Source organism: Rhodococcus sp. NPDC003382 (assembly GCF_053589135.1).
This window is the reverse complement of sequence record NZ_JBSFRH010000025.1, coordinates 25,828-49,738: the sequence shown is the minus strand read 5'-3', so window position 1 is coordinate 49,738 and position 23,911 is coordinate 25,828. Positions and strand designations below refer to the sequence as shown.

Sequence of the window (23,911 nt, the reverse complement as noted above, 5' to 3'; positions counted from 1 at the left end):
AGTCCCTCTGACACCATCGGCAAGTCCCTCTGACAACGATTGAATAGGACACTCGAACAGTGGCAGTTCAGACCCTGAAGGATCTGCTGGACGCGGGGGTCGAAGGGCGCGGTGTGCTCGTGCGCTCGGACCTCAACGTCCCGCTGGACGGCGCGACGATCACCGACCCCGGTCGGATCCTCGCGTCGGCCCCGACGATCAAGGCGCTCGCCGATGCCGGCGCCAAGGTGGTCGTCACCGCGCACCTCGGCCGCCCCAAGGGCGAGGCCGACCCGAAGTTCTCGCTCGCGCCCGTCGCGGCGAAGCTCGGGGAGGTGCTGGGCCGCAACGTCCAGCTCGCCGGTGATGTCGTGGGGCAGGACGCCCTGGCCCGGTCCGAGGGCCTGACCGACGGCGACATCCTCCTGCTGGAGAACATCCGCTTCGATCCGCGCGAAACCAGCAAGGACGACGCGGACCGCCTGGCGCTGGCCCGCGACCTGGTCGAGCTGGTCGGCGACGACGGTGCGTTCGTGTCCGACGGCTTCGGTGTCGTGCACCGCAAGCAGGCGTCGGTGTACGACGTGGCGACGCTGCTGCCGCATTACGCGGGCACGCTCGTCGCCGCGGAGGTCGAGGTGCTGGCCCGTCTGACGGCCGATCCGGAACGTCCCTACGCGGTCGTGCTCGGCGGTTCGAAGGTCTCCGACAAGCTGGCCGTGATCGAGGCGCTCGCACCGAAGGTCGACACCCTCGTCATCGGTGGCGGCATGTGCTTCACCTTCCTTGCCGCGCAGGGCATCTCGGTGGGCAACTCGCTCCTCGAGGAATCGATGATCGAGACCTGCAAGGACCTGCTCGAGCGGTTCGGCGACGTCATCCACATCCCGCAGGACGTGGTGATCGCCGACAGCTTCTCCGCCGACGCCGAGGCGAAGACGGTGCCCGTCACCGAAATCGAGGACGGGTGGATGGGCCTGGACATCGGCCCCGAGTCGGTGGCCCGGTTCGCGCACCACCTGGCGGGCGCGAAGACCGTGTTCTGGAACGGCCCGATGGGTGTGTTCGAGTTCGCGAAGTTCGCCGACGGCACCAAGGGTGTCGCCGAGGCCATCATCGAGGCCACCGGCAAGGGCGCGTTCAGCGTCGTCGGCGGCGGCGACTCGGCCGCGGCCGTGCGTCTGCTGGGTCTGCCCGAGGACGGCTTCTCGCACATCTCCACGGGCGGCGGGGCCTCCCTCGAGTACCTCGAGGGCAAGGAACTCCCCGGCATCGCGGTTCTGGAGGGCTGATCGGATGGCACGCAAGCCGCTCATCGCCGGCAACTGGAAGATGAACCTCAACCATCTCGAGGCCATCGCCCTGGTGCAGAAGATCGCCTTCACCCTCCCGGAGAAGTACCTCGACAAGGTCGACGTGACGGTGCTCCCGCCGTTCACCGACATCCGTTCGGTGCAGACCCTGATCGAGGGCGACAAGATCAAGTTCACCTACGGTGCGCAGGACCTGTCCGTCCACGACTCCGGCGCCTACACCGGGGAGATCTCCGGCGCGATGCTCGCCAAACTCGGCTGCACGTTCGTCGTCGTCGGCCACTCGGAGCGGCGCACGCTGCACGGGGAGACCGACGAGATCGTGCGGGACAAGGCCAAGGCCGCGCTGCGGCACGGCCTGACGCCGATCGTGTGCATCGGCGAGGGTCTCGACATCCGCGAGGCCGGCAACCACGTCGAGTACAACGTCGAGCAGCTGAAGGGCTCGCTCAAGGGCCTGACCGCAGACGAAATCGCGAAGACCGTGATCGCGTACGAGCCGGTGTGGGCCATCGGCACCGGCAAGGTGGCCTCGGCCGCCGACGCGCAGGAGGTGTGCGCCGCGGTGCGCGCCACGCTCGGCGAGCTGGCCTCGCCCGAGGTGGCCGCGACCGTCCGCGTCCTCTACGGCGGCTCGGTGAACGCCAAGAACGTCGGCGAACTCATCGCGCAGACCGACGTCGACGGCGGCCTGGTCGGCGGTGCGTCGCTCAAGGCCGACGAGTTCGCGCAGCTCTCGGCGATCGCCGCGGGCGGTCCGCTGCTGTAGCGGACGACTGTTCCATTTCGTGGGGCGCAGGATCGGCACCGATCCTGCGCCCCACGGCATTCATCCGACCGGTGGGCGTCGGGGCTCGTCACCGGCACCCGCACGGGGCACAGCGTGATCTGCAGCTGCCACGACAACAGGTCGCGCTGCTGCTCGACGAGGCTGTGGACCACATCGAACACCTCCTACGCGGAATCGCCGACGTCCCGGCCACGACCGCTCGACCGGCCGTCTGCGGAAGCCGTCCCGAATACGTGGCTTCAGGTCGTGGGCTCGAACTCGTACAGCACCGGCCCGTCGCCGGCGCCCTTCGGGATCGGGAAATAGGTGTGATGTGTTGCGGGATCGAGTGCCAACGTATGGGCCCCGTCGGCCAGATGTGCGGCGCCGACCGTCACGGTGTTGTTGTCGCGGCGGTCGAACACGCTGACCACTCCGCTTTCGGCTGCAACGTAGACCCGGTGCGCGCCGGGGTCGTAGACCAGAACGTCAGGGGTGTCTCCGACGGGGTCCTGGCTGGTGACGGTTCGGGCGGCCACGTCGACGGTCGCCATGGCGGCGCCGGTCTCGCAACCGACGAACATCACCTGATCGGCGGCGTCGAGGGCTTCACCGTGCGGACCGTCGCATCCGGGCGTAGGTATGCGGTCGGTGACGGTGAACCCGGCCGGATCGATCACCGCGAGATGGCCGCGGCCCTGCACCGCCACCACCATGCGGTCGATGGCCGGGTCGTAGACGACGTTGCCGACCTCGCCACCGAGGTCCACGGTCGCTCGCACCGCCCCCGAATCCGCGTCCACCACGGTTTCCGTTCCGGCGGGCTCGTCGGTGGTCCACACCGCGTGGCGGACCGGATCGTAGGCCAACCCGTCGGGGTAGTCGCCGGTCGGCGCGGCAAACAGGACCTCGCCGGTGTCCTCGTCGAAGGCGACCAGCTGGTCGCGTCCGGTGACGGTGGCGTACACGCGTCGGATGTCCGGGACAACGAGCACTCCGTGTACGTCCGGAACGTCAGTGATGGTGCGGACGACCCGACGGCCGTGCACGTCGACGTCGATGATCTCTCCAGCACCCATATGGGCGATGAACATCAGTCCGAGTGCGGGATCGAGACTGGTGTAGTCGAACCGTGCCGGGCCACCGGTCAACTCCGTCTGCGCGACCTGCCGCAGCGGTAGATCGCCCGTCTGCGGGGACTCGGACGGCACCGTCGACGAGCATCCGAGTGCCAGGACGGCTATCAGGCCCAGTAGTGTCGCGACGTCTTGGTGCGGCCGCATCTCCACCTCCTGAGCCGATGCAACCGTGGTTGTAACACTACGCGCGGGTACATCAACGGGGAGTCCTCGGTCGTCGAGCCGCCCCAGTCCTGCCGACGGTCGTGCAAACCCGCGGCGGGTATCGTGACTCGACACCGATGACCACCGCAGGTTCCGTCCGACGCGGCCCCACCCGCCGAACCGTACTGTTCGGCCTGCTCGCCGTGCTGATCGTCGCGGCGTGCCTGCGTCCGCCGATCACCGCGGTCGGCCCGCTGCTGGGCTCGATCGGGGCCGACACCGGCCTGGGCAGCACCGGGCTCGGCATCCTCGGAGCGGTCCCGCTGCTGTGCTTCGCGGTGGTGTCCCCGTGGATCCACCGGCCCGCGGCCCGCTTCGGTTCGCAACTGCTGATCCTGCTCGCCATGGGGGTTCTTGCCGCGGGGATCCTCGTGCGGTCGCTGCCGGGTGCCCTCTGGCTGTGGTCGGGCACCGTGGCGATCGGCGCCGGGATCGCGGTCGCGAATGTGCTGCTGCCCGCCGTCGTCAAACGCGATCACGCGGGTCGGCTCGCGACCGTCACCGGTGTGTATTCGTCGGTCACCACCGGCGCAGCCGGGCTCGGTGCGGGTCTGGCGGTGCCGTTGGCGGACGCGACCGGTGACTGGCGGACCGCGTTGGCGGTGTGGGCGATCCTGCCGTGTGTCGCCGCCGCGGTGTGGTTCCTGCGCGGCCGCGCGCTGCGCGCGGTCGCGGCGACCGCGCCGCCGGCACCGGAATCCGGGCCGGCCCGGTCGATGTGGCGCTCGGGTGTCGCGTGGCAGGTCACCGCGTTCATGGGCCTGCAGTCGACCACCTTCTATCTGCTGGTGACCTGGCTGCCGTCGGTGGAGGCGAGTCTCGGTGTCGACGCGGCCACCGCCGGCTGGCATTCGTTCGCGTACCAGATCGTCGGGATCGTGGCCGGGCTCGGTGCGACCGTGCTGATGGGCCGGCGTGCCGACCAGCGCATGCTCGCGATCGTCGGTGGGGCGATCCTCGTGGTCGCGGTGGCCGGGTTGCTGCTCGTCCCGGATCTGGTGCTGCTGTGGGCGATCGTCGCCGGGATCAGTTCGGGTACGACGTTCGTGCTCGCCATGGCGTTGTTCGGGCTGCGCACCCGCACGGTCGCGCAGACGGCGCAGCTGTCCGGGATGGCGCAGTGCGTCGGCTACCTGCTGGCGATGTGTGGTCCGATCGCGGCGGGCGTGCTCTTCGACGTCACCGGGACCTGGACGCCCGTGCTGATCCTGATCGCGGTGTGCGCGGTCGGGCAGAGCCTGGTGGGTGGGTTCGCCGGGCGCGACCGCTACACCCACGCGGCGGCCGGGTAGCGCGGGCCGTCACGAGTCGGCCCAGGCGTCGGGCCGGGACCCGTCGACGTCGGTGACGCGATAGGCGCGCGCGAGATCGGCCGACGTCACCGACCGCTGATTCCAGCGGGCCCGCGCGGGGTCGGCGGCCAGCGCCGCAACGCCACGGCCCACATACCGCGGTGATTCCGAGTTCGCGAAACCCGGTGGTGCCGTGGGCAACCCGTCCGGCCTGCCGGGGTCGAGGGCGTCGCGCCAGTTGTCCTCGGTGACACCGTAGTTGTCGAGCATCATCTCCGAGCGCAGCCAGCCGGGCGTGACCGAGACGGCGGTGCCGCCGTGTGCGGCGAGTTCGTGCCCCTGCGAGAATGCCAGCCGGCTGACCGCGTTCTTCACCAGGTCGTAGAAGACGGAGATGCGGTAGTGGGTGGCGTTGTAGCTCGCCGTCCCGTCGGTGACCTCGACGAGCAGACCGCCGGGCTCGGACACGAGCAACGGCAGCAGGTGATGCGACGTGATCAGGTGGGTGTCGAGGCCGAGCCGGACGATCCGGAGCCCGGCGTCGAGATCGTGCTCCCAGATGGGGGTGTTCCACTGCGCCGGTGCGCCTTTGAGAATCTCCGCGCCCCAGATGTCATTGACGAGAACATCGATGTGCCCGAACTCGGCACGGAGACGCCCCGCAAGCGTGGCCACCCGGTCGGGATCGAGGTGGTCGACCTGGATCGCGACACCGGTTCCACCGAGTGCGGTGACGACCTCGGCGGTCTCCTCGATGGTCTCCGGCCGGTCGTAGTCGGACGTCTCGCGACCGTGCGTCCTGCTGCTCCGGCCGGTGCAGATCACGGTGGCGCCGGCCTCGCCGAGCCCGGCCGCGATGCCGCGGCCGGCGCCGCGGGTCGCTCCGGCCACCACCGCGATCTTCCCGTGCAGGGGTGAACTCATCGACTCCGATGATGCCCGGTGGCGACGGCAGTGCGGTGGAGATCGGCGGCACTGCCACCTGCGGTGGCCGACCCGCACCATCGATCACCCCTGCTCGGCCGGCCGGGCCGCTGCCCGGCCGGCCTGCGCGTCGGTCAGCCGACGAGCTTGGCGGACAGCGCCGCGACGGTCTGCGGGCTCAAACCCAGCCCGGTGATCAGGTAGTTGTGGACGGTGCCGAAGTCGTGTTCGAGTTGGGTGAATCCGGCCTCGAGGTAACTACGTTCGACGGTGAGGAGCGGCGCGTAGATCGCCGCCACCTCGGGACCCCGGGATTCGGCGAGCGCAGCAAGTGTCGCGCGGATGTGGTCACCGGAGTATTCGTTCGACAGCAGGTAGTCCGTGTACACGGTCTCGCGGTCCACGCCGGCGAGGGACAACAGTACGGCCGCGGTCCAGCCGGTGCGGTCCTTCCCGGCGGTGCAGTGGAACAGCTGCGGTCCTTCGGTGCGGGCGAACTCGGTGAACATCGCGCCGAGTTCCGCGCGGATCTCGGGATCGGCGACGAATGCGCGGTTGATGTCCTGCATGACCGCGCGCGCGTCCTCCGGTGTCCTCAGGCTCGCCAGGATCGAGGTCGAACTCAGGTTCCCGGACAGCAGCGGGTGCCGGATGTACTGGGCACCGGCCGGGATGCGGTCCGGGGCATCGGCGATCTCGCCGTCGGTGCGCAGGTCGTACACCGCCGCGATGCCGAGGGAGTCGAGCACCGCGGCGTCTTCGTCGTTGCTGGTGAGGGCGTTGGATCGGTAGAAGACGCCGGGCTGTACCCGCAGCCCGAACGCCGCCGGGTAGCCGCCGCCGGATCCGGCGAGATCGCGGAAGTTGTCGACCGACGACAGCCGGGGAGTCTCGACGACGGCCGGTGCACCGATGCCGGACGACCCGGTCGGGAGATCGAAGGGGGCGGCGCCGACCGTGGCGGAGCCGGTGAGCAGCAGTGCGGCGCTGAGGGTGACCGTTGCGGCGAGCCGGGCGCTGCGGCGCCCGGCGGGGAGGACAGTGCGAGACAACACAAACCTTCCTTCAGGGTATGGTTTTTCTTGCGTCTCATTTAGATCACATTCGTCCGAATTTTGCTCTCGTTTTCGAGAATCACGTTTCCGACCGGAAGGTACCGCCGGCACGGACGGCGGGGATCACCGGGTAAGCTGACGGCCGACGTCACCGACCATCGAAGGACACCGAGCGCCGCATGGAACTGTTCCTGGACATCCTGCTGATTGTCACCAGCCTGCTGCTGATCCTGCTGGTGCTGCTGCACCGCGGTAAGGGCGGCGGCCTGTCCAGCCTGTTCGGCGGTGGCGTCCAGTCCAGCCTCTCCGGATCGACGGTCGCGGAGAAGAACCTGGACCGCCTCACCGTCTTCACCGGCATCATCTGGCTGATCTCCATCCTCGGCATCGGGCTGCAGATCAAGTTCAGCTGACCGGCTTCCGGTCGCGCGACCAGCGCCTTCAGTCGATACTGACCGGATGAGCGTCCCGACCGGAACAGCCGCCACCGAGCCGCTGCGCGACGACATCCGCCTGCTCGGCAGCATCCTCGGACAGATCGTGCGCAGGCACGCCGGGGAAGCCGCCTACGAACTCGTCGAGAAGGCCCGGATCGAGAGCTTCCGGGTGCGCCGCTCCGAACTGGACCGCGCCGACCTCGCCGCCATGTTCCGCGAGGTCGCCACCGCCGACACGATTCCGGTCATCCGCGCCTTCAGTCACTTCGCGCTGCTCGCGAACCTCGCCGAGGACCTGCACCGCGAGCGGCGCCGCGCGCTGCACGTCGCCGCGGGCGAACCGCCGCAGGACAGCTCGCTGGCCGCCACCTACGCCAAACTCGACGCCGCCGACCTCGACCCGGAGGCGGTCGCGGCGGCGCTCGAGCACGCGCTGGTCTCGCCGGTCATCACCGCGCACCCCACCGAAACCCGCCGGCGCACCGTGTTCGTCGTGCAGTCACGGATCACCGATCTCATGCGCCGCCGCGGTCGCGCCGAGGACGCCACCGAGATCGCCGAGATCGACCGGCAACTGTGGCGGCACATCCTGACGCTGTGGCAGACCGCGCTGATTCGCCTGGCGCGCCTGCGGATCCAGGACGAGATCGAAACCGGTCTGCGCTACTACGAGGCCTCGCTGTTCGCGGTGGTGCCCGCCCTCGACGCCGAGGTCCGCCGCGAACTCCGGTCCCGCTGGCCCGGCACCGCCCTGCTCACCGAACCGATCGTGCGGACCGGCTCGTGGATCGGCGGCGACCGCGACGGCAACCCGAACGTCACCGCCGAGGTCGTCCACCGCGCCACCGACCGCGCCGCGACCACGGTCTTCGGCCACTACCGCACCGAACTCGCCGAACTCGAGCAGGAACTGTCGATGTCCGAGCGGCTCGTCCCGATCACCGCCGAACTGAAGGCGCTCGTCGAGGCCGCCGCCGACGACGTGCCCGCACGCGCCGACGAACCCTACCGGCGCGCGATCCACGGCATCCGCGGCCGCCTCGCCGCCACCGCGCAGCGTCTGCTCGACGACCCGCCGAACTTCGGTGTCCCCCTCCTCGAGCCCTACCCGGGCCCGGCCGAACTGCTCGCCGACCTGGACGTCCTCGACGCCTCGCTGCGGGCCGCCGGCGACGACGTCATCGCCGACGACCGCCTCGCCCACCTGCGCAGCGCCGTCGAGGTGTTCGGGTTCCACCTCAGCGCCCTCGATCTGCGGCAGAACTCCGAGGTCCACGGCCGGGTCGTCGCCGAACTGCTCGCCTGGGCCGGCGTCACCGACGACTACGAGGCGCTGCCCGAAGACCGCAAGGTCGAACTGCTCACCCGCGAGCTCGCCACCCGGCGCCCGCTCAGCGCCCCCGGCGCCCGGCTCGGGGAGCTCACCACCGCCGAACTCGGGGTGCTCCGCGCCGCTGCCGAGGCCATCCGGCTGCTCGGCGCCCACGCCGTGCCGCACTACATCATCAGCATGTGCGCGTCGGTCAGCGACCTCCTCGAAGCGGCGGTGCTGCTCAAGGAGGTCGGGCTCGTCGACCACACCGACACCGGCCCGCGCTGCCCGGTCGCGGTGATCCCGCTGTTCGAAACCATCGAAGACCTCCAGCGCGGCGCCGCCATTCTCGGTGCAGCCCTGTCGATCCCGGAGTTCCGCAGCCTCGTCGACTCGGCCGGGTCGGTGCAGGAGGTCATGCTGGGCTACTCGGATTCCAACAAGGACGGCGGCTACCTCGCCGCGAACTGGGCGCTGTACCGCGCCGAACTCGACCTCGTCGAATGCGCCCGCGAGCACGGTATCCGGCTGCGGCTGTTCCACGGCCGTGGCGGCACCGTGGGCCGCGGCGGCGGCCCCAGCTACGACGCGATTCTTGCGCAACCCCCGGGCGCGGTCACCGGGTCACTGCGGCTGACCGAGCAGGGCGAGGTGATCGCCGCGAAGTACGCCGAACCCCGCTCGGCGCGCCGCAACCTCGAAAGCCTCGTCGCCGCGACCCTCGAATCCACGCTGCTCGACGTCGAAGGCCTGGGCGCCGACGCGCCCGCCGCCTACGCGATCCTCGACGACCTGGCCGCCCGGGCCCGCGCGGCCTACGGCGAACTCGTGCACGAGACCCCCGGATTCGTCGAATACTTCCGCACCGCCACGCCCGTCGGCGAAATCGGGCAACTCAACATCGGCAGCCGTCCCACCTCACGCAAACCGACGTCGTCGATCGCGGATCTGCGGGCTATCCCGTGGGTGCTGGCCTGGACCCAGTCCCGCGTCATGCTCCCCGGCTGGTACGGCACCGGCACCGCCTTCGAATCGTGGATCGGCGACGACGACACCCGCCGGGCCACGCTCACCGACCTGTACGAGCGGTGGCCGTTCTTCCGCACCGTGTTGTCCAACATGGCGATGGTGCTCGCCAAATCCGACATGGGGCTGGCCGCCCGCTACGCCGAACTCGTCCCCGACACCGACCTGCGCGACCGCGTCTTCGGCAAGATCGTCGACGAACACGCGCGCACCGTCCGCACCTATCTGGCGATCACCGGACGACCGGACCTGATGGCGGACAACCCGGCGCTGGCGCGGTCGGTGCACAACCGGTTCCCGTACCTCGAACCGCTCAACCACCTGCAGGTGGAGTTACTGCGGCGACTGCGCGCGGGGGAGGACACCGACGAGGTACGGCGCGGCATCCAGCTCACCATGAACGGCCTGGCCACCGCACTGCGTAACAGCGGCTGACGCCGGAGGTAACAGCGGCTGACGCCGGAGGCGACAGTGGCTGACGCCCGAAACGACGGTCGGTGTACCGAAATATCGGTGCACCCACCGTCGTACAGGGCTCCTGTGTTCAGCGGTACGCCTCGCCGAGTTCCGGATAGTCCGCCCAGCGCGGCTCCCGCTGCCCGGCCAGCAGCGCGTCGAGCCGATCGAGGTAGTACTGCCAGCCCGGACCGATCTCGGCCGCCTCCGAACGGGGAACGTGCCGATGCGTGAACTCGAGGGTCGTGACCCGGCCGACCTGACGCAACCGCAGCTCGAGCCTCCACCCGTCCACGTCGACGACGAGCATCCGCGGACCCGCGCACTCGACGATCGTGACATCCGTTGTCGTCGAGTCGTGCTCGTCGGTCATCGTCAAACGCACCCGGCCCGACGACGAATCCCCGGTCCACCGTCCGTACCAGCGGGCGAGCACGTCCGGCTTGGTCAGCGCCGCCCACACCTCGCCGATCGGCAGCGCGAAACTGCGCTGATAGTGCAAGGTTACGAGGATCGAACCGTGCGGACAGTCGTGCTCGGGGCGGACCTCGCCGAGCACGGTGGACGGGGTGCTCATCGGAATGCTCCCTCCGGTCGTCGGATGCCGGACACCGACAATTCTTCCGTGCGAGACATCCACCGGTGCGGTTTCCGGCGCGATCCGTGACCGACGCGAGACCGGCCGCCGCGGATACGGGGGAGGGCGCCGCACCGGACCGGCTCGAGGCGATCTTCGAGCGATTCCACCGGGTCGATCCCGCACGCAGCACCGCCGGCACGGGTCTCGGACCGATCATCGCGCGCGGGCTCGCGACCGTGCACGGTGGCACTCTCACCGGCGACGGGCCGGGGATGCGGGGCTCGCTTCGAGCTGGACCTGCCGTGCCGTGGTCCGGCTGCACGGTACGGGTCGGACCACTACGGTGATATCGAGTCGTATCGGTCGCGCCCGCCCGATCACCGAGATTCCCGACGCCACCCGGCCGTCATCCGCAGTGATCTCCATCGGCGGATGGTGATTCCGATCGGCGGACGGTGATCGCGATCGGCGGACGAGGAGCACAGCAGTGGCGGGAGATCCGGTACCGCATCCGACCGGGCGGGAACGATGGCGGCGATTCGTGGAACCGGCTCTGCTGGTTCTCACCCTGACGTTTCTGACGGGCGGCGTTGTCGCCTGGCTCGCGGGCGCAGCCGCGGTCGCGAACAGGTTCTGGATCACCGGCACGGTGATCGCGATCGTGCCCGCGGTGTGGTGGGTGCTGACGGCATTGCGCCGCGGGAGGGTGGGGGTCGATCTGATCGCCGTGCTGTCGCTGCTCGGCACATTGCTGGTCGACGAGTACCTTGCCGGCGCCCTCATCGCCGTCATGCTGGCCACCGGCCAGAGTCTCGACGCCGCGGCGAACCGCCGCGCGTCCAAGGACCTGCGAAGCCTGCTCGACCGTGCGCCGCGCTCGTCCCGGCGCCGGCGCGGGGAGATCGTCGAGACCGTGGCCATCGACACCATCGCGGCAGGCGACGTCCTCGTCGTCGGATCGGGTGAAACGGTTCCGGTCGACGGCTGGATCATCGGTCCTGTCGCCGTCCTCGACGAATCGACGCTCACCGGTGAACCGATGAACGTCCGGCGCGGCGCCGGCGAGGCCGTGCGGTCCGGTGTCGTCAACGCTGGCGCCGTCTTCGAAATGGAGGCACGCGCGACCGCCGAGGAGAGCACCTACGCCGGAGTGGTCCGGCTCGCCCGCGATGCTGCTGCGGAATCCGCCCCGGTCGTGCGGCTGGCCGATCGGATCGCAGCGTGGTTCCTCCCGGTCGCACTGATCCTCGCTGCCGTCGCGTGGGTGGCGAGTGGTACTGCGGTGCGGGCGGTCGCTGTCCTCGTGGTGGCGACCCCGTGCCCACTGCTGCTCGCAGCCCCGGTCGCGATCGTGTCCGGGCTCTCTCGGGCTTCTCGCAGGGGAGTGGTGATCCGTAGTGGGGGCGCTCTCGAAAACCTGGGCCAGGCAACCACACTCGTCATGGACAAGACCGGGACTCTGACCACCGGCCGGCCCGCGGAGTCCGACATGGTCACGGCGCCCGGTTACGACGCTCCCGAGGTTCTGCGGTTGGCCGCGTCCGCCGACCAAGTTTCCGCACACGTCCTCGCCGACGCCCTCGTCGAAGATGCGAGAATCCGGGGTCTGACGCTGTCCTATCCCACCGAGGTCGTGGAGGAACCCGGCACGGGGATCGCGGCCACCGTGGACGGTCGCCGCGTGACCGTCGGCACGCTGGTCCTGCCGGCACACGCACCGTCGTGGGCCCGCGCGGTGGTGGCTCGAAGCGTTCTCGACGGCGCGGTCGTCGTGTGGGTGACCGTCGACGGCGAACTGGCCGGCGCGATCCTGCTGACCGACCCCCTGCGCCGGGACGCGCCGCGCACGCTCAGACGCCTACGGTCGGCGGGTCTGAACAGGCTGGTGATGCTGACCGGCGACCGGCGTGCGCCCGCCGCGGAGATCGGCGCGATTCTCGGCCTCGACCACGTCTATGCGGAACAGACGCCGGCGGACAAGGTGTCCCGGGTGCGAGCCGAGTGCGAGTCGGCGGTGACGGTCATGGTGGGCGACGGCGTCAACGACGCTCCTGCCCTGGCCGCCGCAACGGTCGGGGTCGCGATGGGTGCGCGCGGGTCGACGGCAACCTCCGAGGCTGCCGACATCGTCCTGACCACGGACCGGCTCGACCGCATCGCCGACGCGATGGAAATCGCGCGCCGATCCCGCCGCATCGCTCTCCAGAGCGCCGGCATCGGGATGACGTTGTCTGTGGTGGCGATGGGATGTGCGGCAGCCGGCTGGTTGGCTCCGGCAGTGGGCGCGTTGTTGCAGGAAGCCATCGACGTCGCCGTCATCCTCAATGCGCTCCGGGCGCTGCGCGGCGAACATACCCGCGACGCGGTGCTGCCCGAGGACACCGAGAAGATGCTGCAGCGATTCTCGTGTGAGCACGAGGAGATGAGGGACCGGCTCTCGATACTGCGCGACACCGCGCAGCTCCTGGCGGCCGGAGACCGGCAACGAGCGGTGGAATCGCTGCGGGACGTCGACGACTTCCTCACCGGAACTCTGCTTCCGCACGAGCAGGCCGAGGAGACCGAACTCTATCCGGCGCTGGCCGCGCCACTCGGCAGCGGTGAGGCCACCGCGACGATGAGCCGGATGCACGCCGAGATCGAGCGGCTCGCTCGCCGACTGCACACCCATCGCCGGCAGATCGACTCGCGCGGCGCTGTCGACCCGGACCGGTGCGACGACCTCCTCGCATGTCTGTACGGCCTGCACGCGCTGCTGCGCCTGCACTTCCTTCAGGAGGAGGAGAACTACTTCACCCTCGTCGAAACGGGCGAGCATCGCGATGACCCGCCCTCGCTGTGAGGCACCGCACCGAACCGGCTCGAGGCAATCCTCGAGCCGGGCAGTGCGTTGTTCCACTCAGCGAATCGGCGCTCTCGGACGGGCCCCGGGAGCGCTCGACGGCATCACTTCGTGGTCTTGATGTCGATCTTCTTGGCGGATTCGGTTCCCTCGGCAAGCCCGATCGAGACGGTGAGAATTCCCTTGTCGTAGGACGCCTCGACGTCCTCGTCGTCGGCGGTGGGCGGCAGGGTCACCGAGCGATGGAACGAACCGTAGGAGAACTCGGACCGGCCCTTCTCGGTCTTCTCCTCGGTGCGTTCCGCGTGGATGTCGAGGCGGCCGCGGTCGACCGTGACGGTGATGTCCTTGTCCGGGTCCACTCCGGGAATCTCGGCTCGGACGATGTAGCGACCGTTGTCGATGTGGTCTTCGACGCGAATGAGGTTGTTGCCGAAGACGGTACCGAAGGAAGGCCATCGGAGCGTGTCGAAGATTTCGGACAGCTCCGGGAAGACCGAACGGGGCTGGCGAGCGGGCACAGACATCGTGTTCCCCCTTCCGTGTGTGTAACTGTCGCACCGTCAATTTTCCCCTCTTGCGGTGCCGGTCGGCACCGATGAGCCGAGGAAGGGACGAAGGGCCCCTATCGCCGAGGGCATGTGACCTGGCTCAATGGAAGGTAAACTGTCGACGGCCGACGCGGCCGACGAAGGAGCAGGCGCATGGACGGCGCACGCATCCCGCGGGTGGACGAACGCATCCTGGACCGCCGGGGTCTCGATCTGCTGATCGACGTACTGCGAGAGCGGGGATATCGGGTCGTCGGCCCCACCGTGAGCGACACCGCGATCGTCCTCGGTGAGCTGAAATCGGGGGCCGACCTGCCGGCCGGATGGGGCGTCGAGACCGCTCCCGGCCGCTACCGGCTGCATCGATGCGACGACGCCGCCGTGTTCGCGCATTCGTCGGGTCCCCAATCCTGGAAGCAGTACCTGCATCCACCGCGACGGCAACTGTGGTCCACCACCCGTGACGGTCCGTGGGAACCGCCCGTCGTCGACGAGACGCCCTGTGCGTTCGTCGGTGTGCGCGGTTGCGATCTCGCGGCGATCGCGGTGCTGCGCCGTGTCCTGTGTCCGGACCCGGACGCCGATACACCGACCGCGCGCCGTTTCCGCAGCCTGTTCGTCGTCGCCGCGCACTGCACCGAACCCGGCGGTGTGTGCTTCTGCGCCTCCATGGGCACCGGGCCGGCGGCCGGGGCGGGATACGACCTGGCGCTGACCGAACTCCTCGACAACCACGGCCACCGATTCCTCGTCGACGTCGGAACCGAATCCGGTGCGGCAGTCCTCGGCGACGTCGAGTCCCGTGTCGCGGAAGCAGACGACGTCGAGGGTGCACGCCGCGCGGTCGCCGATGCGGCCCGGCACATGGGCCGCCACATGCCCGACACGGATCTGCGCGAGCTCCTCCGGCGTGCCCGGGACGCCGACGTCTGGGAAGACGTCGCCGACCGATGCTTGACCTGCGGGAACTGCACGATGGTATGCCCCACCTGCTTCTGCACCACCACCGAGGACACGACCGACCTGACCGGTGAGCACGCGCAGCGCTGGCAGCACTGGTCGTCCTGCTTCGAACTCGACTTCAGCCACCTGCACGGCGGCGATGTCCGCACTTCCGGCGAGAGCCGGTACCGCCAGTGGATGTCGCACAAACTCGGCACGTGGTTCGACCAGTTCGGCAGTTCCGGATGTGTGGGATGCGGACGCTGCATCGACTGGTGCCCGGTCGGCATCGACATCACCGAGGAAGCGGCACGACTGTCACAGCTGCTCCCGGCGTGGGGAGAGGACGACCGGTGAACGCTCCCGAGCCCGTTCTCCCGGCCGCGCTCGCCGGGCTCTCCGAGGAACACCGCACCCGGCTCGCGGACTTCGCAGTCGCCGTCGGGTTCGCCCCCGGCGAGCTCGTCTTCCGGGAGGACGAACCCGCCACCCGGTGCTGGCTGCTGCACACCGGCAGCGTCGTGCTGAGCACGGTGGTACCGGGGCGAGGCACCGTGGTCCTCGAAACCGTGCACGGCGGCGACATCCTCGGCTGTTCCTGGCTCGCTGCCCGTCCCCGCTGGCAGTTCACCGCGCACGCCGCGGCCGTCACCGAGGCCACCGAGCTGGACGTCGTCGCCCTGCAGGCGACGGCCGCCGACGATCCGGCGTTCACCTACGCGGTGACGCGCGCCCTGTCGGAGATGATCGTCGCCCGCCTGCATTCGACGCGGGCCCGGTTGCTCGACCTCTACGCCGGCCGTTCCTCGGAGTGACACCGTGACTCCGGACTCCGCGATTCCCCTCGGCTACCGGGTTGTCGCACGCGCGCGGGAAACACACGACACCGTCACGCTGACGCTGCAGCCCCTCATGGAACCCGCCGAAAGACGTTTTGCACCAGGACAGTTCATGATGCTGTACGCCCACGGCGTCGGGGAGGTGGCGGTGTCGGTCAGCGGTGACCCGACGCCCGACAGTGACACGCTCGTCCACACCATCCGCAGCGTGGGGGCCGTGAGCCGGGCGCTGCACGACGCACCGGTCGGCACGGTGATCGGTGTCCGGGGCCCGTTCGGGAACGGATGGCGGATGCACACCCGCCCCGGTGGTGATCTGGTCGTCGTCGCCGGAGGGGTGGGGCTGGCGCCCCTGCGGCCCGCCGTGCTCGCCGCGCTCGCCGCACGCGACCGGTTCCGGCGGCTCACCCTCGTCGTCGGGGCGCGGACCCCGGCGAACATCCTGTTCCCATCCGACCTGTCCGCCTGGGCGACCCGGGACGACCTCACCGTCGAGCTGACGATCGACCAACCGGTGTCCGGGTGGACGGGTGCGGTCGGATTCGTCACCGAAGCCCTACAGAGAATCGACGTCGACCCCGCCCGCACCACCGCACTGCTGTGCGGGCCCGAACCGATGATGCGGTTCTGCGCCCGCGCCCTGATGTCGCGGGGAGTTCCCGCCGAGGCCATCCAGTTGTCCCTCGAACGGAACATGCAGTGTGGCACCGGGCAGTGCGGCCACTGCCAACTCGGGGAGCTCCTGCTCTGCCGGGACGGGCCCGTCGTCGACTACACCGTCGCCGAACCGCTTCTGCGCGTACCGGAGCTGTAGATGAGTACACCCTCGAAACCGACACCGACCCTCGCGGTGTGGAAGTTCGCCTCCTGCGACGGCTGCCAGCTCACGCTTCTCGACTGCGAGGACGAGCTGCTGCCGCTGGCCGAGGAGGTGTCGATCGCCCATTTCCTCGAGCTGTCCGACGCCGTCGCGGGTGGACCGTACGACCTGTCGCTGGTCGAAGGATCGATCACCACCGCGGCCGACCGCGACCGCATCCGCAGGATCAGGGAACAATCCCGGTACCTGGTCACCATCGGGGCCTGCGCCACCGCGGGCGGGATCCAGGCGCTGCGCAACTTCGCCGACATCGACGAGTTCCTGTCGGTCGTCTACGCCGACCCCCACTACATCGACACGCTGGCCACCTCGACCCCCGTCTCGGCGCACGTGCCGGTCGACTTCGAACTGCGCGGATGTCCCATCGATCGCCGCCAGCTCCTCGAGGTGATCACCGCCTACCTGTCCGGACGGAAGCCGAACATCCCGAACACCACCGTGTGCACGGAGTGCAAACGACGCGGTCTGACCTGCGTGATGGTCGCCGAGGGCACACCCTGCCTCGGACCGGTGACGCACTCCGGCTGCGGCGCACTGTGTCCGGCCGTCTCCCGGGGATGCTACGGCTGTTTCGGTCCGGCGCCCGATCCCAACCTCGAGTCCATGACGGGGTGGCTGCGGACCTGCGGCATGAGCGAGGCGGACATCTCCCGGATCTTCGCGACGTTCAACGTCGCGGCGTTCGACACCGGCACGGCGGGAGCACGCGATGACCGACTCCCGTAGGGAAATGACCGTCCGGGCGCTCGCCCGCGTCGAAGGCGAAGGCCGGCTCGACGTCACCGTCCGCGACGGCCGCGCCGAGCGGGTGGATCTCGCGATCTACGAGCCGCCGAGATTCTTCGAATCGTTCCTGCGTGGCCGGCACTTCCTGGAGCCGCCCGACATCACCTCCCGGATCTGCGGGATCTGCCCCGTCGCGTATCAGGTGAGCGCCTGCAACGCGCTGGAGGACGCGTGCGGAGTGATCGTCGACGACGACATCACCGACCTTCGCCGGCTCCTGTACTGCGGGGAGTGGATCGCGAGCCACGTGCTGCACATCTACTTCCTTCACGCCCCAGACTTCCTCGGCGTCCCGGATTCGATCGAACTCGCGCGCAGGGATCGTGCCGCGGTCGAACGGGGACTGGCCTTGAAGAAGGCGGGAAACGCCGTCCTCGACGTCGTCGGTGGGCGCCCGATTCACCCCGTCAACGTGCGGGTCGGCGGATTCCACCACGCCCCGACCCGGGCCGAACTCGCCCCGCTCGCAACGCAACTCGACGCCGCCCTCGACGACGCGGTGGCAACGGTCGACTGGGTGTCCTCCTTCGACTGTCCCGACATCGACGTCGACCACGAGTTCCTCGCGTTGCAGCACCCGTCGCGCTACGCCATCGAGGACGGCGACGTCGTCTCCACTTCCGGGTTGCATTGCACAGCAAGCGAATTCCCGAAGCACGTGACCGAACACCAGGTGCCGCACTCGACCGCACTGCACGCTACGCTCGACGGGCGCCGCTACCTCACCGGCCCGCTCGCCCGGTATTCGCTCAACTCCGGGCAACTGACCGGGCAGGCCGCGGCGTCCGCGGCCGCGGCGGGACTCGGCCCCCGATGCCGCAATCCCTACCGCAGCATCGTCGTCCGCGCCGTCGAGGTCGTGTACGCGCTGGAGGAGGCGCTGCGGATCATCGACCGCTACCGACGGCCCGCTCCACCCACCACCGCTGTCTCGCCGGTGCGTCGCGTCGGGCACGGTGTCAGCGAAGCGCCTCGTGGCCTGCTCTATCACCGCTACGAACTGGACTCCGCCGGCCTCGTCACCGCGGCCGCGATCGTCCCGCCGACCTCCCAGAATCAGGTGGCGATCGAGCACGATCTGCGCCGCGCCGTCGAGGCGAATCTCGCCGCCTCGGACGAGGATCTGACGATGATGTGCGAGCACATCATCCGCAACTACGATCCGTGCATCTCGTGCGCCACGCACTTCCTGACCCTCACGGTGCAGCGCCGATGATGTGCCGATGAGAACCGTGGTGCTCGGGTTGGGAAACGACTACCGCAGGGACGACGGGGTCGGACCCGCGGTCGCGCGCGACGTCGCCGCCCGGGTGGCACCGGACGTCGGGGTGTACGCGGTGGACGGCGAACCGACGCGGATGCTCGACGCGTGGGACGGCGCGGATCTGGCGATTCTGATCGATTCCGCGGTAGGAGATTCCGCTCGTTCGGGAACGGTGACTCCGGGAACCGTGCACCGTTTCGACTCGCAGGACCTGACGCTGTCGCCGGGGGCGGCGACCAGTACCCACGGCTTCGGGTTGATCACCGCCCTCGAGCTGGGGCGTCTGCTCGATCGCATGCCCCGCCGATGGGTGCTGTACACCGTCGACGCCGCCGACGTCGGCTTCGGCTGCGGCCTGTCCCGCACCGCCGCCCGAGCAGCCGACTGGGTGGTCGCGGCGGTGCTGGAGGAAATTACCCGCGTCTAGCGCACCACCAGCATCGGGCAGGTCACGTGGTGCAGCAGCGCGCGGCTCGTCGAGCCCAGCAGCAGGCCCGTGAACCCGCCCCGTCCGCGACTTCCGACCACCAACAGCTGGGCGTGCTCGGACTCGTCACGCAGGGTCCGGACGGGCCGATCCAGGACCACCACCGTCCGGACCGGGACGTCGGGGAACTCCCCGGAGTATCCGGCCAGGCTCTCGGACAGCGTCGCCCGCTCGCGTTCCTCCACCTGGGCCCAGTCGAAGTCGCTGGGGAACGGGGCGTGCACATCGACGTCGGACCACGCGTGGACCGCGACGAGCTCGGCACCGCGCATGGCCGCCTCCTCGAACGCCATCGCGATCGCGGGCTCGCTGTGCTTCGACCCGTCGGCCCCGACGACGACCGGACCGGAAATATCGTTGACGTCGACATGCGGGAGACCCCGTACGACGGCCACCGGTGAACGGGCGTGGGTGACCACCGCGGAGCTGACCGAGCCGAGAATCGCACGTTCGATCAGGCCGCGCCGATTCGCACCGAGGACCACCATCCGGGCGGACTTGGATCGCTCGATCAGCTCGCGGGCCGGTGCATCCTGTGACACGGCCTTCTCGACCTCGACGGTGTGTCCCGCCGTCACCTGCGCGACCAGGCTCTCGGCCTCGGCGAGCCGCCGCTCCGCCTCGAGCTGCTCCTCCTCGTAGAAGGTGTCCGGCATTCCGATGGGGACGACGTAGCCGCCGGACACGATCGCCGTGGTGACAAGGGTGAGGGGAGCCCCCCGTCGTGCTGCTTCCTTCGCGGCCCACGCGACCGCTTGCAGAGACGAGGGTGAGCCGTCCACTCCGACGACTATCGGTTGAGGTGCGGTCACGTTGGCCTCCTGGGGTCGGCCGGCTGGAATCCGTCACTGCCTATCGTCGTTGCGGCAGCGCGCTCTGCCGTAGGGGAGAAGGTCCTCACCTTCGGGCGCCGGCATGCAGCACGCCCGCGTCGGAGCCGAGTTCGTTCGCCGGAACCTTTTGCTGGTCTCGCTCCTCCAAGTAGGTGGCGGGCAACAGGGTTCCGCCGTAACGAGAAGGATAGGACAAACCTCATGGGCACGAAGCTGATTCGCGGCGCGATTCTGGCGACGGCGACCGCCGGTGGGGCCTTGGCGGCGGCCGGGCCGGTCCACGTGGGCGGCGCCCCCGACGGCTGGAAGCCGGACCAACCCTCCGTCGAGCCGGGCTACAACCGGCCGCTCATCGACGAGGCCTGCATCCCGGTACAGCCCGGCGTGACCGTTCTCGGCCCCGCGGAGGTGCCCTACCTGACGCCCGGCGGAAGCCCCGGCGTCCTGCCGTCCCTGTAGCGCGGCGCCGGACCCCGTGGTGGGCACGACCGGAGTCGTGGTGGGGGCCGCGACTCCGGTCGCCGGCGACGCACTGGAACCGCGTGGAACCGGCGGGTGGGTCGACGCGTCGAACCGGGTAAGGACGAGCACTGTCGTCCCCGACGGGGGAGGAACACCGACCATGGACCCACGCTCGACGCACTGCGTACGCACACGATCGCGAATGGGCTTGCTGCGCACGGCATCCCGGCCGCGAAGCGCGATCAGGCTGGGATGCGGCACGCCGGCCGGGGACGGAACGCCGGGCTCGGACACCCGCCCGGACGACACCCGCAGCGACGGACGGGAACGATGACCGCCCGCGTGCTCAGGCGTCCGGCAGACCCGCCGCCGCCTCGGTGTCGACGAACCACACCGTCTGCTCGAGACCGCGCGCCCCGGCCGCCGGGATATCGACCGGATCGGCGCCGGCCACCGCAGCCGCGACCGCGTCGGCCTTCGCCGCGCCGGTCACCAGGAACCACACCTGCCGCGAGCGGCGAACCGCGGGCAACGTCAACGTGACCCGCGCCGGCGGCGGCTTCGGGGAATCGTCGACGCCGACGACGAACTTCTCGGACTCGCGCACCGCGGCGGTGTCCGGGAACAGCGAATTGATGTGGCCTTCCCCGCCCATCCCGAGCAGATGCACATCGAACGTGGGCACCGTGCCGTCGGGGGAGTGCGCGGCCAGCACCCGCGCGTACGCCTCGGCGGAAGTCGCTGGGGACGCGCCGCCCGGTTCCCCGAGCGCCGGCATCACGTGGATGCGCGCGGGATCGATCGGCACCCGATCGAGCAGCGCCGCCCGCGCCTGCACCTCGTTGCGGTCCGGGTCGCCCGGGGGCAGGAACCGCTCGTCGCCGAAGTACACGTCGATCGCGGACCAGTCGATGCCGCCCTGCTCCCGGCACACCTGCTCGAGCACCGCGATGCCGGTGCCGCCGCCGGTCAGCACCACCGACGCGCTCACCCGCTCACGCTGCGCGGTGACCACCGCGTCGACGAACGCGGACGCCGCCGCGCCGACCAGTGCCTCGCTCGAGGCGAAACGTTCGACGCGGACCGGTGCATCAGACATATTCCACCTTCGAGATGCCGTTGAGTGCAGAGTGGTAGACCTCGTCGGGGTCGAGCCGTCGCAGTTCCTCGGCGAGGCACTCCCACGAGTCCCGACGCGCCAGGGTGATCAGCGAATCCGGTTTCCCGGTGCGCTTGAGCGTGGCGACGCGCCCGTCCTGCGGACGCACCAGCTCGATCGTCTGCGACCGGGTGCGCAGCTCCACCTGCAGCTTGCCGATCGCACGCTGCACCGGCCCGTCGATCCGGCTGGCGAGCCAGCCCGCGAGCAGATCCAGCGCAGGCTCGTTCGCCAGCCCCGACACACGCGCCGACTCGATCGGCTCGTGCGGGGCCTGGTCGAGCGCCGACACCAGCAGCGCCCGCCAGTAGGTGATGCGGCCCCACGCCAGGTCGGTGTCGCCGGGGGTGTATCCGGCGCGCCGGGAAGCGATCGAGGCCATCGGATCGGCGTCGTTGGTGGCATCGGTCAACCGGCGCACCGCCAGGCGACCCACCGGGTCCTTCGCGGGAACCTCCGGCGGCGACGTCGGCCACCACACGACGATCGGGGTGTCCGGCAGCAGGAACGGCACGATCACCGACTCCTGATGGTCCGCGAGGGGTCCGTGCAACGCGAGGATCAGCACCTCGGACGCGCCGGCATCGCCACCGAGACGGATCTCGGCGTCCATGCGCGGGACGTCGCCGTCGTTGACCCGGCCGACGACGATGACGCGACACGGATGTTCGCGGGCCGCGGCGGTCGCGGCGGCGATCGCCGGTTCGAGACCGCGACCGCCGTCGGTGCACACCACGAGCGTGAGCACGCGGCCCTGCGTGACGACCCCACCGTTGCGGCGCAGCTCCACGAGCTTCTTGCCGATGTCGATCGCGGTCGCGTTGCGCAGCTGAACCCTCACGGTCGCCTCCATTCGCGGCCGGAGCGGCGCAGCATCTCGTCCGCCGACGGCGGGCCCCAGGTCCCGGCCTCGTACGGTTCCGGGACACCGTGGGCGGCCCAGTGCTCGAGCACCGGATCGAGGATCTTCCAGGACAACTCGACCTCTTCGTCGACCGGGAACAGCGACGGTTCGCCGAGCAGCACGTCGAGGATCAGCCGCTCGTACGCCTCCGGCGACGACTCGGTGAACGCCTGGCCGTAGCTGAAGTCCATGTTCACGTCCCGGACCTCCATCGAGGACCCGGGCACCTTCGACCCGAACCGGAGCGTGACGCCCTCGTCCGGCTGCACCCGGATCACCAGCGCGTTCTGGCCCAGCTCGGTGGTCATGGTGTCGTCGAACGGCAGGTGCGGCGCCCGCTTGAACACGATCGCGATCTCGGTGACGCGACGCCCCAGCCGCTTGCCGGTGCGCAGATAGAACGGCACGCCCGCCCAACGGCGGGTGTTGATCTCACAGGTGATCGCCGCGAACGTCTCCGTCGTCGAGTCCGGCGCGAAACCCTGCTCCTCGTGCAACCCGACGACCTCGCCGCCGTTCTGCCAGCCCGCGACGTACTGTCCGCGCGCGGTGGTCTCGTCGAGCGGTTCGGCGAGCCGCGTCGCCGAGAGCACCTTGATCTTCTCGGCCCGCAGTTCGGCCGGATCGAAGCTGATCGGTTCCTCCATCGCGATGAACGCGAGCAGCTGCAGCAGATGGTTCTGGATGACGTCGCGCGCGGCGCCGATGCCGTCGTAGTATCCGGCGCGGCCCCCGAGCCCGATGTCCTCGGCCATGGTGATCTGCACGTGGTCGACGTAGTGGGCGTTCCACAGCGGATCGAACAGCTGGTTCGCGAATCGCATCGCCAGGATGTTCTGCACCGTTTCCTTGCCGAGGTAGTGGTCGATGCGGAACACCGAATCCTCGGGAAACACCTCGCCGACAACGGCATTGAGCGCGCGGGCGCTGGCCAGGTCGTGCCCGAACGGCTTCTCGATCACGACGCGGCTCCAGCGCCCGTCCTCCGAGCCGGCCAGACCCGAACGCGACAGCTGCGAGCACACCACCGGGAACGAATCCGGCGGAATCGACAGGTAGAACGCGTGATTGCCGCCCGTGCCCCGGATCTTGTCGAGCTCGGCGAGGGTCGTCGCGAGCTGGGCGAACGCGTCCTCGTCGTCGAAGCTGCCCTGGACGAAGCGGATCCCCTCGGCGAGTCGCTGCCACACCTCCTCCCGGAAGGGGGTGCGCGAGTTCGCCCTGACCGCGTCGTGCACGATCCGGCCGAAATCCTCGTCCACCCAGTCCCTTCGGGCGAAGCCGATCAAAGCGAACCCGGGCGGCAGCAGGCCACGATTGGCGAGGTCGTAGACCGCCGGCATCAGCTTCCGGCGGGCCAGGTCGCCGGTGACCCCGAAGATCACCAGCGCACACGGGCCCGCGATGCGGGGAAGCCGCCGATCCCTCTCGTCACGAAGCGGATTGACCCACTCCGCCGCCGCGGGTTCGCTCACC

Annotated in this window: 23 protein-coding genes; 14 read left to right on the top strand and 9 right to left on the bottom strand. The window is 69.8% G+C overall.

What is annotated here, in order from left to right:
- Positions 1-59: 59 nt before the first annotated feature.
- Both ACWDUD_RS17780 and tpiA read left to right on the top strand, forming a co-directional pair.
- The gene (locus ACWDUD_RS17780) at positions 60-1,271 is read left to right on the top strand and encodes a phosphoglycerate kinase (RefSeq protein WP_197253126.1); all 1,212 of its coding nucleotides are present in this window, start codon (positions 60-62) and stop codon (positions 1,269-1,271) included.
- Positions 1,272-1,275: 4 nt separating this feature from the next.
- Complete coding sequence (tpiA, locus tag ACWDUD_RS17775; protein WP_197253127.1) at positions 1,276-2,061, top strand: triose-phosphate isomerase; 786 nt, start codon at positions 1,276-1,278, stop codon at positions 2,059-2,061.
- Between the two features lie 260 nt (positions 2,062-2,321).
- On the opposite strand, the gene ACWDUD_RS17770 is transcribed toward tpiA, so the two are convergent.
- Positions 2,322-3,344, bottom strand: coding sequence for a YncE family protein (locus tag ACWDUD_RS17770; RefSeq protein ID WP_450110139.1), 1,023 nt, complete (start codon positions 3,342-3,344; stop codon positions 2,322-2,324).
- A 137-nt stretch (positions 3,345-3,481) separates the two neighbouring features.
- Here ACWDUD_RS17770 and ACWDUD_RS17765 point away from each other — a divergent pair, with 137 nt between their 5' ends.
- A complete protein-coding gene (locus ACWDUD_RS17765; protein WP_450110138.1) occupies positions 3,482-4,696 on the top strand; it encodes a CynX/NimT family MFS transporter in 1,215 nt (404 codons plus the stop codon).
- A gap of 9 nt (positions 4,697-4,705) precedes the next feature.
- Here the strand turns inward: ACWDUD_RS17765 and ACWDUD_RS17760 are convergent, their stop codons facing one another.
- A complete protein-coding gene (locus tag ACWDUD_RS17760; protein ID WP_450110137.1) occupies positions 4,706-5,620 on the bottom strand; it encodes an SDR family oxidoreductase in 915 nt (304 codons plus the stop codon).
- A gap of 134 nt (positions 5,621-5,754) precedes the next feature.
- Positions 5,755-6,675 carry a tyrosine-protein phosphatase gene (locus ACWDUD_RS17755; RefSeq protein ID WP_450110136.1) on the bottom strand — a complete coding sequence of 307 codons (921 nt, stop codon included), beginning with the start codon at positions 6,673-6,675 and terminating at the stop codon, positions 5,755-5,757.
- Positions 6,676-6,854: 179 nt separating this feature from the next.
- Between ACWDUD_RS17755 and secG the strand changes: the two genes are divergently transcribed.
- Both secG and ppc read left to right on the top strand, forming a co-directional pair.
- On the top strand, positions 6,855-7,088 hold the full coding sequence (gene secG / locus ACWDUD_RS17750) for a preprotein translocase subunit SecG (protein ID WP_197253130.1): 234 nt from the start codon (positions 6,855-6,857) through the stop codon (positions 7,086-7,088).
- A gap of 46 nt (positions 7,089-7,134) precedes the next feature.
- Positions 7,135-9,885, top strand: coding sequence for a phosphoenolpyruvate carboxylase (gene ppc, locus ACWDUD_RS17745; RefSeq protein ID WP_450110135.1), 2,751 nt, complete (start codon positions 7,135-7,137; stop codon positions 9,883-9,885).
- 109 nt (positions 9,886-9,994) lie between these two features.
- Here ppc and ACWDUD_RS17740 read toward each other — a convergent pair whose 3' ends face one another.
- Positions 9,995-10,483, bottom strand: a complete 489-nt coding sequence (locus ACWDUD_RS17740; RefSeq protein ID WP_197253131.1) for an SRPBCC domain-containing protein — start codon at positions 10,481-10,483, stop codon at positions 9,995-9,997.
- Between the two features lie 86 nt (positions 10,484-10,569).
- On the opposite strand from ACWDUD_RS17740, the gene ACWDUD_RS17735 reads away from it, so the two are divergent.
- Positions 10,570-10,833 (top strand): sensor histidine kinase, encoded by a 264-nt coding sequence (locus ACWDUD_RS17735; RefSeq protein ID WP_282581913.1) that lies wholly within the window; start codon positions 10,570-10,572, stop codon positions 10,831-10,833.
- 194 nt (positions 10,834-11,027) lie between these two features.
- Positions 11,028-13,328, top strand: a complete 2,301-nt coding sequence (locus tag ACWDUD_RS17730) for a heavy metal translocating P-type ATPase (protein ID WP_450110134.1) — start codon at positions 11,028-11,030, stop codon at positions 13,326-13,328.
- A gap of 104 nt (positions 13,329-13,432) precedes the next feature.
- Here ACWDUD_RS17730 and ACWDUD_RS17725 read toward each other — a convergent pair whose 3' ends face one another.
- A complete protein-coding gene (locus ACWDUD_RS17725; RefSeq protein ID WP_197253133.1) occupies positions 13,433-13,855 on the bottom strand; it encodes an Hsp20/alpha crystallin family protein in 423 nt (140 codons plus the stop codon).
- A 177-nt stretch (positions 13,856-14,032) separates the two neighbouring features.
- Here ACWDUD_RS17725 and ACWDUD_RS17720 point away from each other — a divergent pair, with 177 nt between their 5' ends.
- From ACWDUD_RS17720 to ACWDUD_RS17695, 6 genes are read left to right on the top strand one after another with little or no spacing between them, the layout of a single operon-like run.
- A complete protein-coding gene (locus ACWDUD_RS17720) occupies positions 14,033-15,178 on the top strand; it encodes a 4Fe-4S dicluster domain-containing protein (RefSeq protein WP_450110133.1) in 1,146 nt (381 codons plus the stop codon).
- Entirely contained in the window at positions 15,175-15,636 is a 462-nt protein-coding gene (locus ACWDUD_RS17715; protein WP_248673915.1) for a Crp/Fnr family transcriptional regulator, read from the top strand. Before ACWDUD_RS17720 ends, ACWDUD_RS17715 begins: the two co-directional genes overlap by 4 nt.
- A 4-nt stretch (positions 15,637-15,640) precedes the next feature.
- On the top strand, positions 15,641-16,474 hold the full coding sequence (locus ACWDUD_RS17710) for an FAD/NAD(P)-binding protein (protein ID WP_248673916.1): 834 nt from the start codon (positions 15,641-15,643) through the stop codon (positions 16,472-16,474).
- On the top strand, positions 16,475-17,266 hold the full coding sequence (locus ACWDUD_RS17705) for an NADH-quinone oxidoreductase subunit B family protein (protein WP_450110132.1): 792 nt from the start codon (positions 16,475-16,477) through the stop codon (positions 17,264-17,266).
- On the top strand, positions 17,250-18,542 hold the full coding sequence (locus ACWDUD_RS17700) for a Ni/Fe hydrogenase subunit alpha (RefSeq protein WP_450110131.1): 1,293 nt from the start codon (positions 17,250-17,252) through the stop codon (positions 18,540-18,542). Before ACWDUD_RS17705 ends, ACWDUD_RS17700 begins: the two co-directional genes overlap by 17 nt.
- 7 nt (positions 18,543-18,549) lie before the next feature.
- Positions 18,550-19,017 (top strand): hydrogenase maturation protease, encoded by a 468-nt coding sequence (locus ACWDUD_RS17695; RefSeq protein ID WP_450110130.1) that lies wholly within the window; start codon positions 18,550-18,552, stop codon positions 19,015-19,017.
- Here the strand turns inward: ACWDUD_RS17695 and ACWDUD_RS17690 are convergent.
- Positions 19,014-19,889 carry a universal stress protein gene (locus ACWDUD_RS17690; protein WP_197253138.1) on the bottom strand — a complete coding sequence of 292 codons (876 nt, stop codon included), beginning with the start codon at positions 19,887-19,889 and terminating at the stop codon, positions 19,014-19,016. The genes ACWDUD_RS17695 and ACWDUD_RS17690 overlap by 4 nt on opposite strands.
- Positions 19,890-20,111: 222 nt before the next feature.
- On the opposite strand from ACWDUD_RS17690, the gene ACWDUD_RS17685 reads away from it, so the two are divergent.
- Positions 20,112-20,369 carry a hypothetical protein gene (locus ACWDUD_RS17685; protein ID WP_450110129.1) on the top strand — a complete coding sequence of 86 codons (258 nt, stop codon included), beginning with the start codon at positions 20,112-20,114 and terminating at the stop codon, positions 20,367-20,369.
- Between the two features lie 349 nt (positions 20,370-20,718).
- Here ACWDUD_RS17685 and pgl read toward each other — a convergent pair whose 3' ends face one another.
- The 3 genes from pgl to zwf are packed head-to-tail and all read right to left on the bottom strand — an operon-like array spanning position 20,719 to position 23,910.
- Entirely contained in the window at positions 20,719-21,471 is a 753-nt protein-coding gene (gene pgl, locus ACWDUD_RS17680) for a 6-phosphogluconolactonase (protein ID WP_197253150.1), read from the bottom strand.
- Positions 21,464-22,372 carry a glucose-6-phosphate dehydrogenase assembly protein OpcA gene (gene opcA / locus ACWDUD_RS17675; RefSeq protein WP_368862560.1) on the bottom strand — a complete coding sequence of 303 codons (909 nt, stop codon included), beginning with the start codon at positions 22,370-22,372 and terminating at the stop codon, positions 21,464-21,466. Before opcA ends, pgl begins: the two co-directional genes overlap by 8 nt.
- The gene (zwf, locus tag ACWDUD_RS17670) at positions 22,369-23,910 is read right to left on the bottom strand and encodes a glucose-6-phosphate dehydrogenase (RefSeq protein ID WP_248673918.1); all 1,542 of its coding nucleotides are present in this window, start codon (positions 23,908-23,910) and stop codon (positions 22,369-22,371) included. The genes opcA and zwf overlap by 4 nt, the downstream gene beginning before the upstream one ends.
- Between the last annotated feature and the right edge of the window lies 1 nt (position 23,911).

What these genes read in the sequence shown, in the direction of transcription:
- ACWDUD_RS17760 (WP_450110137.1), bottom strand. Translation starts at nt 5,620, where the DNA reads ATGAGTTCACCCCTGCACGGGAAGATCGCGGTGGTGGCCGGAGCGACC.
- pgl (WP_197253150.1), bottom strand. Translation starts at nt 21,471, where the DNA reads ATGTCTGATGCACCGGTCCGCGTCGAACGTTTCGCCTCGAGCGAGGCA.
- ppc (WP_450110135.1), top strand. Translation starts at nt 7,135, where the DNA reads ATGAGCGTCCCGACCGGAACAGCCGCCACCGAGCCGCTGCGCGACGAC.
- ACWDUD_RS17700 (WP_450110131.1), top strand. Translation starts at nt 17,250, where the DNA reads ATGACCGACTCCCGTAGGGAAATGACCGTCCGGGCGCTCGCCCGCGTC.
- tpiA (WP_197253127.1), top strand. Translation starts at nt 1,276, where the DNA reads ATGGCACGCAAGCCGCTCATCGCCGGCAACTGGAAGATGAACCTCAAC.
- ACWDUD_RS17740 (WP_197253131.1), bottom strand. Translation starts at nt 10,483, where the DNA reads ATGAGCACCCCGTCCACCGTGCTCGGCGAGGTCCGCCCCGAGCACGAC.
- ACWDUD_RS17720 (WP_450110133.1), top strand. Translation starts at nt 14,033, where the DNA reads ATGGACGGCGCACGCATCCCGCGGGTGGACGAACGCATCCTGGACCGC.
- ACWDUD_RS17695 (WP_450110130.1), top strand. Translation starts at nt 18,550, where the DNA reads ATGAGAACCGTGGTGCTCGGGTTGGGAAACGACTACCGCAGGGACGAC.
- secG (WP_197253130.1), top strand. Translation starts at nt 6,855, where the DNA reads ATGGAACTGTTCCTGGACATCCTGCTGATTGTCACCAGCCTGCTGCTG.
- ACWDUD_RS17765 (WP_450110138.1), top strand. Translation starts at nt 3,482, where the DNA reads ATGACCACCGCAGGTTCCGTCCGACGCGGCCCCACCCGCCGAACCGTA.
- ACWDUD_RS17705 (WP_450110132.1), top strand. Translation starts at nt 16,475, where the DNA reads ATGAGTACACCCTCGAAACCGACACCGACCCTCGCGGTGTGGAAGTTC.
- ACWDUD_RS17725 (WP_197253133.1), bottom strand. Translation starts at nt 13,855, where the DNA reads ATGTCTGTGCCCGCTCGCCAGCCCCGTTCGGTCTTCCCGGAGCTGTCC.
- ACWDUD_RS17770 (WP_450110139.1), bottom strand. Translation starts at nt 3,344, where the DNA reads ATGCGGCCGCACCAAGACGTCGCGACACTACTGGGCCTGATAGCCGTC.
- ACWDUD_RS17685 (WP_450110129.1), top strand. Translation starts at nt 20,112, where the DNA reads ATGGGCACGAAGCTGATTCGCGGCGCGATTCTGGCGACGGCGACCGCC.